The sequence below is a fragment of the Lachnospira pectinoschiza genome, assembly GCF_020564355.1.
Taxonomy (GTDB): Bacteria; Bacillota; Clostridia; order Lachnospirales; family Lachnospiraceae; genus Lachnospira; species Lachnospira intestinalis.
This window is the reverse complement of record NZ_JAJCRR010000002.1, coordinates 205,277-220,574: the sequence shown is the minus strand read 5'-3', so window position 1 is coordinate 220,574 and position 15,298 is coordinate 205,277. Positions and strand designations below refer to the sequence as shown.

Here is a 15,298-nt window from a genome sequence, read left to right as displayed (position 1 = left end):
ATAAAAGACTTTACGATACGAAAGGAATCTTTGCATTATGATTTTATCATGCAACAACATCACAAAGACTTTCGGAACGGATGCGATTCTTTCCGACTGCTCTTTTCATATAGAAGAACGGGAAAAAGCGGCGATTGTCGGACCAAACGGCGCCGGTAAATCCACTCTTTTAAAAATCATTATGGGCAGGCTTCCCGCAGATGACGGAACGGTCACGATTTCTAAAGATAAGACTTTAGGGTATCTTGCACAGCATCAGAATCTTTCTTCTGACGGTACAATTTATGACGAACTGCTTTCCGTAAAAAAAGACATTATCGCACTGGAAGAAAAAATCCGCGAAACCGAACAGCAGATGAAAAATGCCACAGGTGAACAGTTAGATACACTGTTAGACCAGTACACCAAAATGAACCACCAGTTTGAACTGGAAAACGGCTATGCGTACCAAAGTGAGATTGTCGGTGTGTTAAAGGGTCTCGGATTTACAGAAGATGATTTCTCCCTGCCTGTCAATACCCTCTCCGGCGGTCAGAAGACGCGCGTTGCGCTTGGTAAGCTTCTGCTTTCCAAGCCGGATATTATTTTACTGGACGAGCCGACTAACCACTTAGATATGGAGTCTATCCGCTGGCTTGAAAATTATCTGCTTGGATATAACGGCAGTGTCATCATCGTTGCGCATGACCGTTACTTCCTTGACAGAATTGTCACAAAAATTATTGAAATTGAAAATACACATGTGACGGTATTTTCCGGCAATTATACCGCTTATGCCGACAAGAAAAAGATTCTGCGCAATATGCAATTAAAGGAATATTTAAACCAGCAGCGGGAAATCAAGCATCAGCAGGAGGTTATCACAAAATTAAAGCAGTTTAACCGTGAAAAGTCCATTAAACGTGCCGAAAGCCGTGAAAAAATGCTGGACAAGCTGGAAGTTGTCGACAAACCGGCAGAAATAAACGACAAAATGAATATCGAGCTGAATCCGTCCGTTATCAGCGGCAATGATGTTTTAAGCGTTTCGCATTTAAGCAAAGCATTTGACGACAATACACTTTTTACTGACATCAGCTTTGACATTAAGCGCGGGGAACGGGTTGCCCTGATTGGCAATAACGGTACGGGAAAAACAACGATTTTAAAAATTATCAACGATATTCTGCCTGCCGACTCCGGTGAAATCAAGCTCGGCTCTAAAGTAACGATTGGCTACTACGACCAGGAGCACCACGTATTAGACCCGGACAAAACCTTGTTTGACGAATTGCAGGATGCCTACCCGGATTTAAACAATACACAAATCCGCAACACCCTTGCGGCATTTTTGTTTACGAATGACGATGTGTTTAAGTATATCCGTGATTTAAGCGGTGGAGAACGCGGACGTGTTTCACTGGCAAAACTGATGTTATCCAACGCAAACTTTTTAATCTTAGATGAACCAACCAACCATTTAGACATGGTTTCAAAGGAAATTCTTGAAAATGCGTTAAATTCGTATACCGGTACGGTTTTATATGTATCGCACGACCGTTATTTTATCAATACCACGGCAACACGTATTATTGAGCTGGTCGGACAGACAACCGTCAATTACATCGGCAACTACGATTATTATATTGAAAAGAAAGATGCCCTGACAGCCGCCGCGCTTGCCGGCAAACCGGCTGATTCTTCTTCCGCCGTTTCTGCCGCACAGAAAAACGCCCAGAAGGAATCTGCAAAAGCGGACTGGAAACAGTCTAAGGAAGAACAGGCACTGTTAAAGAAGAAAAAAAATGAGCTGAAAAAAACCGAAGAACGGATTACCGTCATTGAAGACCGCTTAAAAGCAATTGAGGAAGAATCCGCACTTCCGGAGGTCTGTACCGATACGGCACGTCTTTTGGAACTGCACAAGGAAAGCACGAAGCTTTCCGAGGAACTCGATGCGCTGTATGAAAAGTGGGAAGAACTGTCGGAATAGGAATGAGGAATAGTGTGAAAAATCCTTAAATCTAAGATTTTTCACACAGCGATTTGTGCCGCAGGCGTCACAAATCCGCTTTTTATCGCAGAACGGAATTAATTAATTCCGTTCGCGATTCCTCCGGCATTAAAATGCCTGCGGAATGGAGAATATTATGGAAATTGAACGCAAATATCTGGTATCGGAAGTACCGGCAAATTTAAAGGACTATCATTGCCGTGTCATTGAACAGGGCTACCTTTCAACCCATCCTGTTGTACGGGTCAGAAAAGATAACGATTCCTATTATCTAACCTACAAAGGCAGTGGGATGATGGCACGCGAAGAATACAACCTGCCGCTGACAGCGGAGTCCTATGAACATCTGCTTGCCAAGGCAGACGGCAATATTATCACCAAAAAACGCTATGAAATCCCGGACGGAACAGGGAAAACGATTGAATTGGATTTATTTGAAGGTGTGTTTTCGGGACTGACACTCGCCGAAGTTGAATTTGAATCCATTGAGGAAGCCAATGCTTATATCCCGCCGTCATGGTTTACGAAGGATGTCACCATGGACGCGGCTTATCACAACAGCAATATGAGTAAAAAGGCCGTGACAAAACCATGAAAACAAACTTTAACACAGATGAAATAAAGGTTGTCCTGCACCGCCTGATGTTTGCGGTGACGACTTTTATCAAATGGCTTGCCTGTTCGGTTGTCTGCGGTGTTGTCCTCGGACTTATCGGTACATTTTTTTATAAACTATTGGGACTGGTCACGGTATTCCGCGAAACAAACCCATGGATTTTATTCGGACTGCCGGTTGCCGGACTGCTGATTGTCTTATGCTACCGGCTTGCCGGGGAAACCCGCAATACCGGAACAAACCTTGTCATTACGGCTATCCAGTCCAATGACGAAGTTCCGGTACACGTTGCGCCGTTAATTATTCTTTCCACCCTGCTGACACACCTCTGCGGCGGTTCTGCGGGACGTGAAGGTGCGGCACTGCAGGTCGGCGGTTCGCTTGGCAACTTTTTTGCCAAGCTCCTGCACTTTGATGACAAAGACACGCGTATTATGATTATGTGCGGCATGAGCGCCTGTTTTTCCGCTCTGTTTGGCACACCGATTGCCGCTGCCGTCTTTTCGATGGAAGTCATCAGTGTCGGCGTGATGTATTACGCAGCACTTGTACCATGTGTGGTATCTGCACTCACGGCGCAGAGCATTGCAAAATATTTCGGCATTGCCGGAACACATTTTGCACTCGGTGAACTGCCTGATTTTACAATCGCTTCCGGCGGCAAAATGCTTTTAATGTCCGTATTATTTGCCTGCGTAAGTATTCTGTTCTGCGTAGCACTGCATACAGCTTCCAGACTTTATACAACTTATTTTGAAAATCCATTTATCCGCATTTTTATTGCCGGACTTTTGGTGATTGCACTGCGCTTCATCTTTCAGACAACGGACTTTTTAGGCGCAGGTGCGCCTGTGATTGCCTCAAGCTTCACAGCCCGCTGTGCATGGTATGTATTCTTACTGAAAATCCTTTTCACCTCCGTCACGCTCGGCGGTGGCTTTAAGGGCGGTGAAATCGTACCGACACTTTTTATCGGTGCGACACTCGGCAGCTTTTTATCGGGATTTTTCGGTCTGCCTGCGGGGCTTTGTGCCGCCTGCGGCATGGTCAGTGTGTTCTGCGGTGTCACAAACTGTCCGATTACATCACTGATTCTTGCGATTGAAATGTTTGATATGGCGGGCATGAAATACTGTGCGCTCTGTATTGCCGTAAGCTATCTTTTATCCGGCTATTACAGTCTGTACAACAGCCAGAAAATTATGTATTCCAAATACCGTACGGAATTTATCAACCGCAATACACATTAAAATGCATGTTTCATATATGCAAAAACAGCCGTTTACAGTGCTTTATCCGGCAGGATTTCTGACCGGGTATGTCACCGAAAAAACGGCTGTTTTTATTTATCGTGTTTTTTATCTGAAAATATACCTGCAAATACCTCTATAAATACTGTTTTTACAAATCTATCTATTTTACATAAAAACCGTCATCCGGCATCTGACCGCCTACGGCATTCGGGTTGGCATCGCAAAGTACCTTTAAATACTTTTCAACTTTATCCTGCATTTCCTGTCCTGTAATCAATGTAATATTACACTTCGGAATTGCCTTTTTAGCCACTGCCGCTTTGAAAATATCAAAATCTTCAACGAGCTGTGCCGCACCGTCCACATTGCTGTTTACATACTGAACTGATGATTTATATTCTTTTAAGAAATCATCGACTGCCTGACGGTTGTTTTTATAAAATTCGGTATTCACCACAAGAACGCCTGTAACAACGGTGCTGTCTGAACCGTTTAACTTCTCCCATTCTTCGGTGACATCGAGTGCAAGTCTTGTATCCGGCTGCTGCATTAAAACCGTTGCTGCATACGGCTGTGGGAGCATTGCAATCACTTCTTCCGTGCCTGCATTTGCCATGACTGCCGCTACTTCTGCCGCTTCGGATTTAAATTCGATTGTCACATCACTGTCAGGATTTAATCCGGCACTGCTTAACAGATAACGCAGGGTATACTCCGGTGTCGTTCCCTTTCCCGTTGTATAAACGGTCTTTCCCTTCAAATCTGCAACTGTCTGCACCGAATCGCCTGTATCTAAAATTGATAAAACACCCAGCGTATTAATTCCTAATATCCTGATTTTACCGTTGCTCTTATTATACAGGGTTGCTGCTGCATTACACGGAAGCGCCGCCAGCGCTACATTGCCTTTAATCAGGTCTGCGCTGAATTCATCTGCCGTCGCCGCAATCTGGAATTCATAATCATTTTTAGCAGTCTGCTCTTTGGCATTTTCCATCAGCTGTACCATGCCGATTGCCGTCGGACCTTTTAATGCCGCTACTTTAATCTGCTGTTTCAAAACTGCTGTGGTTTCCGCTGTATTTTCACTGCCTGCCGCTGTTGTCTGCGGATTCTGCACATTTTTTTTACCGCATGCCGCCAGTCCCAAAAGCAGGACTGCACCAAGAAGCAGTGCGGTTACTTTTACGCCTTTTCTCATTTTCTGCTCTCCTTTGCTTGTTTTCATCCCTACCTTAGCATACTTTTTATGCAATATCAAGTTGTATAGCACCATTCCTGAACGATAAACTGTAATGTCTGATTTCCCCTGAATTCATTAATATCCGGGTAATACACAATGGAGATTTCTTTTCCGCGAAGCGGCATATCTTCTTCTTCAACCTTAAACTGAATTGCATCAACAACGTGTCCCTGCGTATCTTCCAATTGCATTTTTAATACATTTTTGTTTTTTCCAATCATATTGGCGGAACGCACCGTAAGCTTTCTGTCGGCAAAAACAGGCTTTTCGTTGCCCTTTCCAAACGGCTCTAGTACGCGGAGCTGTTCCACCAGCTTTTTACTTGCATACGAAACCGGCATCGGAACATCAATCCAGGTCACCGGTGTCAGTTCTTTTTCTGTCAACGTCTGCTGGCGGTTGAGTTTCGCACGGAACAAATCAATATTTTCCGTCGGCAGGGATAAGCCCGCCGCCATCGGATGTCCGCCAAATTTTGTAAGCAGTTCCTTGCATTTTGTGATTTCTTCAAACATATTATAGCCTTCAATCGAGCGCCCCGAACCCTTTGCGCCGTCCGCCGCATCGGTAATGACAATCGACGGCTTGTAGAAATGCTCTCTTAAACGGCCTGCGATAATCCCCGCCACGCTCTCATGGCACTCCGGCAGATACACCACCAACACGTTATCTTCATACAAATCCGTTCCTTCGACCATTTCAATTGCTTTTTTCGCTTCCGTATCCGTCATATTTTTGCGTTCTTCATTTAATTCCCGCAATTCCTGTGCCATTTCATGCGCCTTACCGGGTTCGGTGCATAACAATAGTTCAATTGCGCGCTGTGCCGTGTCAAGCCGTCCGCTGGCATTTAAACACGGTCCAATAATAAATCCGATATGATATGCCGATAAATGAGCCGCATCCAGCTCGCAGGCTCCAATCAGCGCCCGCAGTCCGGTATTTTTTGTCGTTGCAATCCATGCCAGTCCCTGTCTTACGATGACACGGTTTTCATCTTTTAAATCCACGACATCGCCGACCGTTGCGATTGCCGCAAGTTCCGTATATTCTTTAAAATCCGTCTTGTCCAGTCCCAGTTTTTCATATAAAATCTGCATGACCTTGTATGCCACAACCGCGCCGCAGATTTTATCAAACGGATATTCACAGTCCGGCTGTTTCGGGTCTACTATTGCATCGGCGCAGGACGTCAGCAGTTTCTTTTCGCCGTTTTCCTCGATAAACGGGATATCGTGGTGGTCGGTTACAATCACCGTAAGCCCGTGTTCCTTTGCATACTGAATCTGTGGAATTGCCGCAATACCGTTATCACAGGTCAGAATCGTATCTTTCCCCTCTGCAGCCGCATTGTCAATTAAATGTTCATTAATCCCGTATCCGTCCGTAATCCGGTGCGGCACAACGTAATCCACGTCTGCGCCAGCCTTTTTTAATGCTTTATAAAGAATTGTAATCGAACAAATCCCGTCAATATCGTAATCCCCGATAATCCGGATTTTTTTATGCTGTGCGATTTTTTCCGTTAAAATATCTACCGCTTTTTGTGCATCCTTTAACAATTCCGGTGCGTGCAGTCCATCGATACTGCCGTTTAAATACATCTGCATTTCCTCATCGGTGCAGACGTCACGGTTGCGCATAATCCGCGCAATCACCTGGTCAATTCCGTATTTTTGCTCTATCGCCTTAAAATCCGCTTTTTTGGCATATACCAGCCACTTACTTTTCATTTACTCTCCATTCTAAAAAAAACAGGGGACTCTTTATTTAGAATCCCCTGTCAGATTTCTCAAATTTACTTTTACTGCTCAGTGTGTCTTAAACCTGCGCGCCGTCTTCGTAAGTCTTTGCTTTTACAGGCTGTTCATTCACAATACCGCGCTTCTTTCCGCCCATGATATACCACAATGCACTTGTGATACAGATTGACGAATAAGCACCTGCCAGAATACCCACAATCAATGGTGCTGCAAACTCTTTTACAGATGCAACGCCGAAGATTAACAGGCATACCAGCATAATGAGTGTTGTCAGTGTCGTATTGACATTTCTTGTAAATGTATATGTAATTGAAGAATTTACAAGTTCTGTAATATCGGTCTTTGCATTGGCACTCTTTAACTTCTCACGGATTCTGTCAAAGATAATGATTGTACCGTTGATAGAATATCCGACGATTGTCAACATACATGCAATAAACGTTGTTCCGACAGATACTCTTGCCAGTGCATAAAAAGTCAACACAATCAATACATCGTGAATCAGCGCAATAACAGCGGCTGCCGCAAAGCGGATATCACGGAAACGGAACCAGATGTAAATCAGCATACAAATGGTTGCAATAATGACGGATACAAACGCATCACGCTTCGTCGTTGCACTGACAGATGAACTGATTGTATCAGATTCTACAATTGTACCATCCTGAACCGGATACTTTGCAGTTACTGCATTTTCCATTGCTTCACGCTGGTCTAATGTTAAATCCTTTGTCTTAAAGGATACCTTTGTACTGTTCTGTACCTTCTGCTGCTGTACTTCCGTTACATTTGCAGCTGTTTTGATAATCGGAATCATGTCATTTTCGATTTCTGCCTGTGTGTATTCCTTATCAAATGTAAAGGTTGTTGTTGTACCGCCGACAAATTCAAGGCTGTAATTTAAAGTCTTCTTACCGGCTGCGGAAAATGCACCCATACCGATAAATCCTGCCACGATGACAACAATTGAACCGATAAAGCACCATTTTCTGATACCGAGTACGTTAAAGGTCTTTTTATGTACGGTCTTGCCATACCACTTTGGATCGGTAAATCCGAAGTTATAAAGCAGCTTCATAATCACTCTTGTAATTACAAGTGCCGTAAACATTGAAGCTACAATGCCGACTGCCAGTGTCGTTGCAAAGCCCTTAATCGGACCTGAACCGAAAATATAAAGAACAGCTGCGGAAATCAGTGTTGTCACATTACCGTCGACAATCGCTGACAGCGCTTTGCTGTAACCGGTTGTAATGGCACTTTCAACGGCTCTGCCCGCTGCAATTTCTTCACGGATTCGTGTATAAATAATGACATTTGCATCAACTGCCATACCGATACCGAGGATAATACCTGCGATACCCGGCAGTGTCAGTGTCAGATCGTATACGCTTACTAAAATTAATACACCTGCTGTGTAAATCCATAATGCAATCGTTGCGACAACACCCGGAATACGGTAAACTGCAATCATAAATACACATAATAAAACCAGACCGAGAATTGCTGCATAAAGGCTGGTCGTAATCGCATCATGTCCTAACTGTGCACCTACGATGTTAGAACTTACTTCCTGTAAGGTCAGCGGAATTGAACCGATTCTTACGAAAGTTGCCAGTGTGTCGGCTGATTCATAAGATTCCATATTGGTAATGGAAGCTGTTCCGCCTGTGATTTCTGACTGTACAGTCGGTGCACTCTTTACTTCACCATCATATACAATATAAATAATTTTATTTAAGTTTGCCTTAGTGGCTTCGGCAAATTTTGTAGAACCCTCATCTGTAAATGTAAGCTGTACACCAAATGAACTTGATGAGTTTGATGAGGTATCTGTGTATGCCTGGGCGCCCTTCACATCAGAACCGGTAAGCAGCGGTGTGTATTCTTCGCCGTTTGCCCATGCTGCATAGCCGTCTGAATCAAGGAATTCCAATGAACCCGGTGTACCGAGTTCCTGTAAAATTTCGTTGGCATCCGTAACACCCGGAATTTCAACTGTAATACGGTTATCACCGGCTTTATATACCTGTGATTCTGTACTCTTACCCTCTACACGCTTTTGCAGCTTGTAAATCGTATCATCGACATCCTGTGATGTAGGATTGTCTTCCTGAATTTCGTAAGTAATACTTACGCCGCCTGCTAAGTCCAAACCCAGATTGATGTCTTTTGCACTACCTGAACCATTTTCATCAATACCAAAGATAGCAATGAGTGTAAATCCGATTGCCATGGCTGCAATGATGATGGAGTAGCAGACTTTTTTTGTCATGTTATACTTCATTTTTGCGGTTACTCCTTCTCCACATTGTTCATTTTGGTCCGTTTAATCCTCTGCCAGTGCTGCTTTTATCATAATCGCACATTCAATTCTTTTTCTCTGCAATTCACAACCTATATCATAAGCATCGTTGATATTGCCGTGGAAATTGTATGAATTGGCCGCACAGCCGCCGCTGCAGTAAAACTTTGCAAAGCATTTTTTACATTTTTCCTTAGAATAAACATTGCTGTTTTTGAATTCTTCACGGATATCTGTTCTTGTGATTCCTTCATCAACATTTCCCATCAGAAACTTTTCATTTCCAACGAACTGATGACATGGATAAAAATCTCCCCACGGGGTCACTGCAAGATACTCACAGCCCGAACCACAGCCGGATAATCTCTTTGCCACACATGGACCGCCGTTTAAATCAATCATAAAATGGAAGAAATTAAAACCGTTGCCGGCTTTCTTTCTCTTAACCAGTTCTTTTGCAAGCATGTCATACTGCTCACAAAGATAAGGAATATCTTCCTCCCTGATTGCATATGAATCTGTCGGCTGTGCAACAACAGGTTCTACGGAAATCTGTTCAAATCCTTCATCTGCCAGATGCAGAACATCTTTTGAGAAATCCAGATTGTTATGCGTAAAGGTGCCTCTTACATAATAATTCATCTGGTTTCTGCTCTCTGCAACTTTCTTAAACTTCGGCATGATAATATCATAAGAACTTCCGTGTCCGTTTCTTGTCGGACGCATCAGGTCATTGATTTCTTTTCGTCCATCGATACTTAATACGATGTTGGACATTTCTTTATTTGCAAATTCAAGAATCTCGTCATTTAACAGGATTCCATTGGTTGTAAGCGTAAAACGGAACTTTTTGTTGTTCGCTTCTTCAATACTTCTTCCGTATTCAACAAGCTGTTTTACAACTTCCCAGTTCATTGTCGGTTCTCCACCGAAGAAATCGACTTCCAGATTCTTTCTGGAACCGGAATTGGCAACTAAAAAGTCAAGCGCTTTTTTACCGACTTCAAAGCTCATTAACGCTCTGCGGCCGTGATATTCGCCTTCTTCTGCAAAGCAGTAGCGACAGGCAAGATTACAGTCATGCGCAATATGCAGACAGAGTGCCTTTACAACCGTCGGTCTGTCTTTAAATGCATCGATATAATTTTCATAAATATCTTCTGTAAATAACTGTCCTGCTTCTTTTAACTGTTCTATTTCAGAATAAGCCTCTCTGATATCATTTTCCGGGTACTTGTTTTCAAGTTCCTCAACAATTGTATCAAGCGGCATCTTCTCATAAAGTGCGATGATATCATAAACCATATCATCTACAACATGTACTGAACCACTGTTGACATCCAGCACGATGTTATAACCATTATTTTTATACTGATGTACCATTTCTAATTTTCCATTTCTTTTCTTAATTGCTGTCTGCACAATAATCCTATTGCGAAAGAAAGAGAGTGTTGATAAAACCTTAACACTCTCTTATCAATTACATTAGTTATTCTTGTTCTCGCAGCTCTGATTACCTACTGTGCAAGAAGTCTTGCAAGCTGACTGACATGATGTCTGGCATTCGCCGCATCCGCCGTGCTTCATTGTATCTTTCAATACGCGGTTGCTGATTGTCTTAATATGCTTCACGACAATACCTCCTTTTGTTTATAAACTAACGTTTATTATATCATAGCCTTGTTTTCATTTCAACTGTTTTATATCAGATAAGCCCCATACTGCGTAACAGGTAAATCCAGCCGGTCAGCGTAATAGAGGATAGTAACGTCGTAAGTACAATGATACTGGATGCTAACACACCGTCATTGTCCATATTTTCCGACATAATATAGCAGCTCACGGTTGTCGGTGATGCCACCATAATAAGAATTGCCACCAGCTCCTGATTGCGGTATCCCATGGCAACAGCTATCGGCAGGCAGACTGCCGCAATACCGATTAGCTTAATAAAGGTTGCAATTACGGTCGGCTTAATCTTTTTAATTGCCTTTCTGCCCTCAAAACCCGCACCGATTACAATCAGCGCTATCGGTGTCGCCGTCTGCGCGATACTTGTCAGCGTCTTATTAATAATCACCGGGAACTGCACATGTAGTAATGAAAACGGCAGTCCCAGTACGATTCCTATAATAATCGGATTTTTTAAGACATTGATAAAGGCTCTCTTAATTACCGCACTGTGTGGCTCTTTCTTGACCGCACTGCCTGTTTTTACCTCCGGGTGTGCTTTTAATGTCAGAATAATGACCGAATAAATATTAAATAACGGAACGGCTGATACAATCATCAACGGTGCCATGCCGGTTGATGAGTACATATTCTGAATAAATGCCATGCCAAGAATTGCCGCACTGCTCCGGCAGGCACACTGCACAAAGCTTCCCTTCTGCGTATCGTCCTTCATCAACAGTTCCGTCACCACCCATATAATTACGAAAAATGCTGTTGTTGCAAGCATACAGTACAGCACAAACCGGATATCAAACTGCGATGTCATGTCTGCACTTGAAATCTGTTGGAATAACAGCACTGGCAGCGCTACATGAAACACATATTTATTCGCCTTACTGACAAAATGTTCATCAATCACACCAAGCTGTTTTATCACCCAGCCGACAATCATTACCAAAAAAATCGGCACTGTTGCATTAATACTGTAAATAAAACTATCCATTCTTATCTTTTCTCCCTTTTCACCTTATAATCTGTATTAATTTCTAACGCATTTTACCATATATTGTGATATTTTTTGAGGGAATTGTCAAGAATGATACTGTTTTTACAACAACTGTGCCTTTGTTCTGCTCTGTTAAAGTTTTGCGGAGTCTTTACTGTTTCTTTAACTGTTCAATCTGTGCCATGACTGACTGTAATTGCTGCTTCATTGTTTCAATTTCATCTTTTTGTGTGTCAATGGTATTCTGTTTAGCCTCTAGTTCTTCCTTTTGAGTATTAATGGTTGTTTTCTGTTCTTCAAGTTCATTCTTCTGCGTACTGATAGTTGCTTTCTGCCGTTCCAGTTCTCCCTTCTGTGTGTCAATGGTTTCTTGCTTTGCTTCCAATTCTTCTTTCTGAACGTCAATCGTATCCTGCATTTCATCTATCATGTACTGCACCGTATTTCTATCCAGTTGAATCAATTCCTTTGAAAACATTTCCATCACCTTTTCCACATTCTGACACATGACATAGATTTCTTCGTACATCTCTTTAAACTCCGGGTATTGACTGATTAATTCAATGATAATCTCCGGTTCATCTGTACTTAAAAATGTCAGCCACGCTTCTGTTTTATTCCAGCACCTGTTTGCACTGTTCTTACCGTTGCTCTTACCATCATTGTGGTAGATTCCGCGGAAAATGTCAAGCGGTATAAACACATATTTTTGCAGTAATTCAAGCTCCAATCCCGTGTCTGACTGCTGTTTAAATTTGTGAATATAGTTTTGGGGATATTCGTGAAATTCTTTGATACTTGTTTCAAAGAATACGATCGTATAGACGGATTTTATATCCTTATAACTGAAGGCTTTTTTCTTTTCGCCTTTGACCCTTTTATACTGTCTGAGCAGTAAATCCGAGGAATAACAGGCACTTCTCTGTCCCGGAAATCTGTACCCGATTTTCTGGACAGAGACATTGGCAAGACTGGTATCGGAAAGTTCAACCAAGATGTCCATAATCAACAGCGACTGTTCATCGGCAAGCCTCGTAGAATCGCCCGGAAGCACTCTTTTTATCGTAACACTCTGTCCTAACAATAATGATAGTAATTCATTGAGCCGCTCCGGTGTGTTTTCGGGATTCATGATTTCTTTAAAGAACGCATCGTATAAAATTTTGACACCTTTTACTCCCGTGCAGTAATCTAAAAATTCTTCCTGCTGTTCTTCATCCCATTCCCGATATTTTTCTAATAGCTTCGGATTCTCACAGATTTCCTGCTTGATGTCCTCCCGCTCGCGAATCATCGGAAAGTATTGTTTTAATTTTGTTGTGCTTTTTGGCAATCGCATCGCCCCTCTCTTTCGCATTTTGTTCATCGTTCAACAACATTTATTAATGTACATCAATGCTCATAAATATTATTGATGTATTTACCATACTTCATATAATAATCTTTGTCAATATATTTTTTAAATTATTTATATAATATCCCTGATTTCATATATCTTCTCTACTACATTGTTTCCATATGGATGCCCATTATCATTCGGATAATTCGTTACATCATCTGCCGGTACTCCTGACGGCTCTCCGGTCGTATATTTATTCGTATGCCAGATACTTGATTCACAGGCTGGGGCATATAATGCCAGTCCATATGTGGTTATTCTTCCGTCACTTTTTTCTGTCGTATTTAATTCTCCTTCAAATGCAGGATGTAAATGACCTTTATCTTCCATTCTTTCTCCATTTGAAAAACAGATATTGGAATACTCTCTGTTAAACTCATTATGTTTTCCTATCCCGTCACAATATACTGCATTGACTGACCACTGTGGTACATTATAATATGTTGGTACTCCCAGTTCTGAAAGCACCATGCTTCCATGTTCCAGTTCTGTGGTTGATGTTGCACTGTTGTCACACAGCCACCTTGCTGTTCCATAAATGTATTTGTACACTCATTAATACTTTTCCTCCTGTAACTTAATATTTATACTTTTAGTAATATTATGAAATTGGCAATTTCAACCAATTCCCACGCCCATTATATATAAAAAAAAACTATAATAATAGTTTTCTATATATCTGCACCTCTGCCACAAATTTTTCCAAAAACACCATTTTCCAATCCGCTCTGTCTACAAACAAAAAACCACAGAAACGGCTGTGTTTAGCACGCATCGTTCCTGTGGTTTTGTCTTTTATATTTTCTTTTATTATCTGTTATCTACCAGTTAATCCTGCTTTTCGCCCTGAATTTCCAGCCAGTATGTATGCTCCAGCGGTCCACTGCCCTTTCCGAGGTTTAAGCCCGCCTGCAATGCACCTGTAATGTAACGTTTTGCATTTTCCACGCTCTCCTGCATGGTGTGTCCCATTGCCAGATTACATGCGATTGCCGAAGACAGCGTACAGCCTGTGCCATGGGTATTGTCATTTTCCACACGCTTTCCTTCAAACCAGAACGTCCCTTCCTTTGTATAAAGGCAGTCGTTGGCAGTATTGCGCTCATGTCCGCCTTTTACAAGCACCGCCGTATCCGTTCCGATTTTATCATAAATCGCCTTTGCCGCCGCTTCCATATCCTGTGCATTTTCAATTTTTCTGCCGCAAAGCACTTCCGCCTCCGGAATATTCGGTGTAATTACGCTCGCAAGCGGCATAAGCTGTGTCACAAGTGTTTCCTGTGCTTCCGGTGCAATCAGCCGGCTTCCGCTGGTAGACACCATAACCGGGTCTAATACGACTCTGCCCGGCCGGTATTGCTTTAAGGTGTCTGCTATTACCTGAATCAGCCCGCTGTTGGATACCATGCCGATTTTTACCGCATTGGGGAATATATCCGTAAAAATGCAGTCTAACTGGTTCTTTAAAAATTCCGGTGATACATCGTAAATGCCGTATACACCGGTCGTATTCTGTGCCGTCAGGGACGTAATGGCACTCATGCCGTAAAGCTTATGCGCCGCAATCGTCTTTAAATCTGCCTGAATCCCCGCGCCGCCGCTGCAGTCGCTCCCTGCTATCGTCAATACTGTCTTCATAACTCTCCTCTTTTCCGTAAATGCTCCCGAATCTATTTGCGGCGTCTACGGCACAAATAGCTGTATAAATCGAAATGAATGTGCAAAGCACATTCTCGCGCCGAGCGCGGTCGTTTGCGACAAACTACATCTTCGCGCGAGTGCGCATCACCGGCACGTAGTGCCTTTTGTGCAATAGGGAATTCTATCAGAATTTCCTATTACACAAAAAAGGCTTGTACCGTCAATCCGATACAAGCCACCCAAAGTGCAGTCGGCGGGACTTGAACCCGCACGAGCGCAATGCTCACTAGATCCTTAGTCTAGCGCGTATGCCAATTCCGCCACGACTGCGTATTATGTAGCGCCGTAATCAACAGCGCCTATACATAATACCATTGACACTGATTCATGTCAACTGTTTTTTTC

12 protein-coding genes and 1 tRNA gene are annotated in these 15,298 nt (G+C 42.7%); 3 read left to right on the top strand and 10 right to left on the bottom strand.

Annotation, left to right across the window (positions count from 1 at the left end; translation table 11 throughout):
* The first annotated feature begins 37 nt into the window (after positions 1-37).
* The 3 genes from LI288_RS04260 to LI288_RS04250 all read left to right on the top strand — a co-directional run bounded on the left by LI288_RS04260 (position 38) and on the right by LI288_RS04250 (position 3,859).
* Positions 38-1,972 carry an ABC-F family ATP-binding cassette domain-containing protein gene (locus LI288_RS04260; RefSeq protein WP_320055219.1) on the top strand — a complete coding sequence of 645 codons (1,935 nt, stop codon included), beginning with the start codon at positions 38-40 and terminating at the stop codon, positions 1,970-1,972.
* A gap of 157 nt (positions 1,973-2,129) precedes the next feature.
* Positions 2,130-2,588: a CYTH domain-containing protein gene (locus tag LI288_RS04255; protein WP_227089543.1), complete on the top strand. Its 459-nt coding sequence runs from the start codon at positions 2,130-2,132 to the stop codon at positions 2,586-2,588.
* Complete coding sequence (locus LI288_RS04250) at positions 2,585-3,859, top strand: chloride channel protein (RefSeq protein ID WP_227089542.1); 1,275 nt, start codon at positions 2,585-2,587, stop codon at positions 3,857-3,859. Before LI288_RS04255 ends, LI288_RS04250 begins: the two co-directional genes overlap by 4 nt.
* A gap of 163 nt (positions 3,860-4,022) precedes the next feature.
* On the opposite strand, the gene LI288_RS04245 is transcribed toward LI288_RS04250, so the two are convergent.
* From LI288_RS04245 to LI288_RS04200, 10 genes are all read right to left on the bottom strand, one after another.
* Positions 4,023-5,063, bottom strand: coding sequence for an ABC transporter substrate-binding protein (locus tag LI288_RS04245; RefSeq protein WP_227089541.1), 1,041 nt, complete (start codon positions 5,061-5,063; stop codon positions 4,023-4,025).
* A 56-nt stretch (positions 5,064-5,119) separates the two neighbouring features.
* Positions 5,120-6,838, bottom strand: a complete 1,719-nt coding sequence (gene recJ / locus LI288_RS04240; RefSeq protein WP_227089540.1) for a single-stranded-DNA-specific exonuclease RecJ — start codon at positions 6,836-6,838, stop codon at positions 5,120-5,122.
* A gap of 88 nt (positions 6,839-6,926) precedes the next feature.
* Positions 6,927-9,155, bottom strand: a complete 2,229-nt coding sequence (secD, locus tag LI288_RS04235) for a protein translocase subunit SecD (RefSeq protein WP_227089539.1) — start codon at positions 9,153-9,155, stop codon at positions 6,927-6,929.
* Between the two features lie 42 nt (positions 9,156-9,197).
* Positions 9,198-10,556, bottom strand: a complete 1,359-nt coding sequence (gene scfB / locus LI288_RS04230) for a thioether cross-link-forming SCIFF peptide maturase (RefSeq protein WP_022432805.1) — start codon at positions 10,554-10,556, stop codon at positions 9,198-9,200.
* A gap of 102 nt (positions 10,557-10,658) precedes the next feature.
* Positions 10,659-10,805 carry a six-cysteine ranthipeptide SCIFF gene (scfA, locus tag LI288_RS04225; protein WP_012739622.1) on the bottom strand — a complete coding sequence of 49 codons (147 nt, stop codon included), beginning with the start codon at positions 10,803-10,805 and terminating at the stop codon, positions 10,659-10,661.
* A 73-nt stretch (positions 10,806-10,878) separates the two neighbouring features.
* Positions 10,879-11,850: an AEC family transporter gene (locus tag LI288_RS04220; protein WP_227089538.1), complete on the bottom strand. Its 972-nt coding sequence runs from the start codon at positions 11,848-11,850 to the stop codon at positions 10,879-10,881.
* A gap of 154 nt (positions 11,851-12,004) precedes the next feature.
* Positions 12,005-13,192, bottom strand: coding sequence for a PD-(D/E)XK nuclease family transposase (locus LI288_RS04215; protein ID WP_227089537.1), 1,188 nt, complete (start codon positions 13,190-13,192; stop codon positions 12,005-12,007).
* Between the two features lie 129 nt (positions 13,193-13,321).
* Positions 13,322-13,804, bottom strand: coding sequence for a hypothetical protein (locus tag LI288_RS04210; protein WP_227089536.1), 483 nt, complete (start codon positions 13,802-13,804; stop codon positions 13,322-13,324).
* 276 nt (positions 13,805-14,080) lie between these two features.
* Complete coding sequence (gene thiD, locus LI288_RS04205) at positions 14,081-14,890, bottom strand: bifunctional hydroxymethylpyrimidine kinase/phosphomethylpyrimidine kinase (protein ID WP_227089535.1); 810 nt, start codon at positions 14,888-14,890, stop codon at positions 14,081-14,083.
* A 248-nt stretch (positions 14,891-15,138) separates the two neighbouring features.
* Positions 15,139-15,223, bottom strand: a tRNA-Leu gene (locus LI288_RS04200).
* Positions 15,224-15,298: the final 75 nt, after the last annotated feature.

Excerpts from the sequence above, each read along its gene's own strand:
- scfB (WP_022432805.1), bottom strand. The coding sequence starts at position 10,556 with ATGGTACATCAGTATAAAAATAATGGTTATAACATCGTGCTGGATGTC.
- LI288_RS04220 (WP_227089538.1), bottom strand. The coding sequence starts at position 11,850 with ATGGATAGTTTTATTTACAGTATTAATGCAACAGTGCCGATTTTTTTG.
- recJ (WP_227089540.1), bottom strand. The coding sequence starts at position 6,838 with ATGAAAAGTAAGTGGCTGGTATATGCCAAAAAAGCGGATTTTAAGGCG.
- LI288_RS04215 (WP_227089537.1), bottom strand. The coding sequence starts at position 13,192 with ATGCGATTGCCAAAAAGCACAACAAAATTAAAACAATACTTTCCGATG.
- LI288_RS04255 (WP_227089543.1), top strand. The coding sequence starts at position 2,130 with ATGGAAATTGAACGCAAATATCTGGTATCGGAAGTACCGGCAAATTTA.
- LI288_RS04250 (WP_227089542.1), top strand. The coding sequence starts at position 2,585 with ATGAAAACAAACTTTAACACAGATGAAATAAAGGTTGTCCTGCACCGC.
- LI288_RS04260 (WP_320055219.1), top strand. The coding sequence starts at position 38 with ATGATTTTATCATGCAACAACATCACAAAGACTTTCGGAACGGATGCG.
- thiD (WP_227089535.1), bottom strand. The coding sequence starts at position 14,890 with ATGAAGACAGTATTGACGATAGCAGGGAGCGACTGCAGCGGCGGCGCG.
- secD (WP_227089539.1), bottom strand. The coding sequence starts at position 9,155 with ATGAAGTATAACATGACAAAAAAAGTCTGCTACTCCATCATCATTGCA.
- LI288_RS04245 (WP_227089541.1), bottom strand. The coding sequence starts at position 5,063 with ATGAGAAAAGGCGTAAAAGTAACCGCACTGCTTCTTGGTGCAGTCCTG.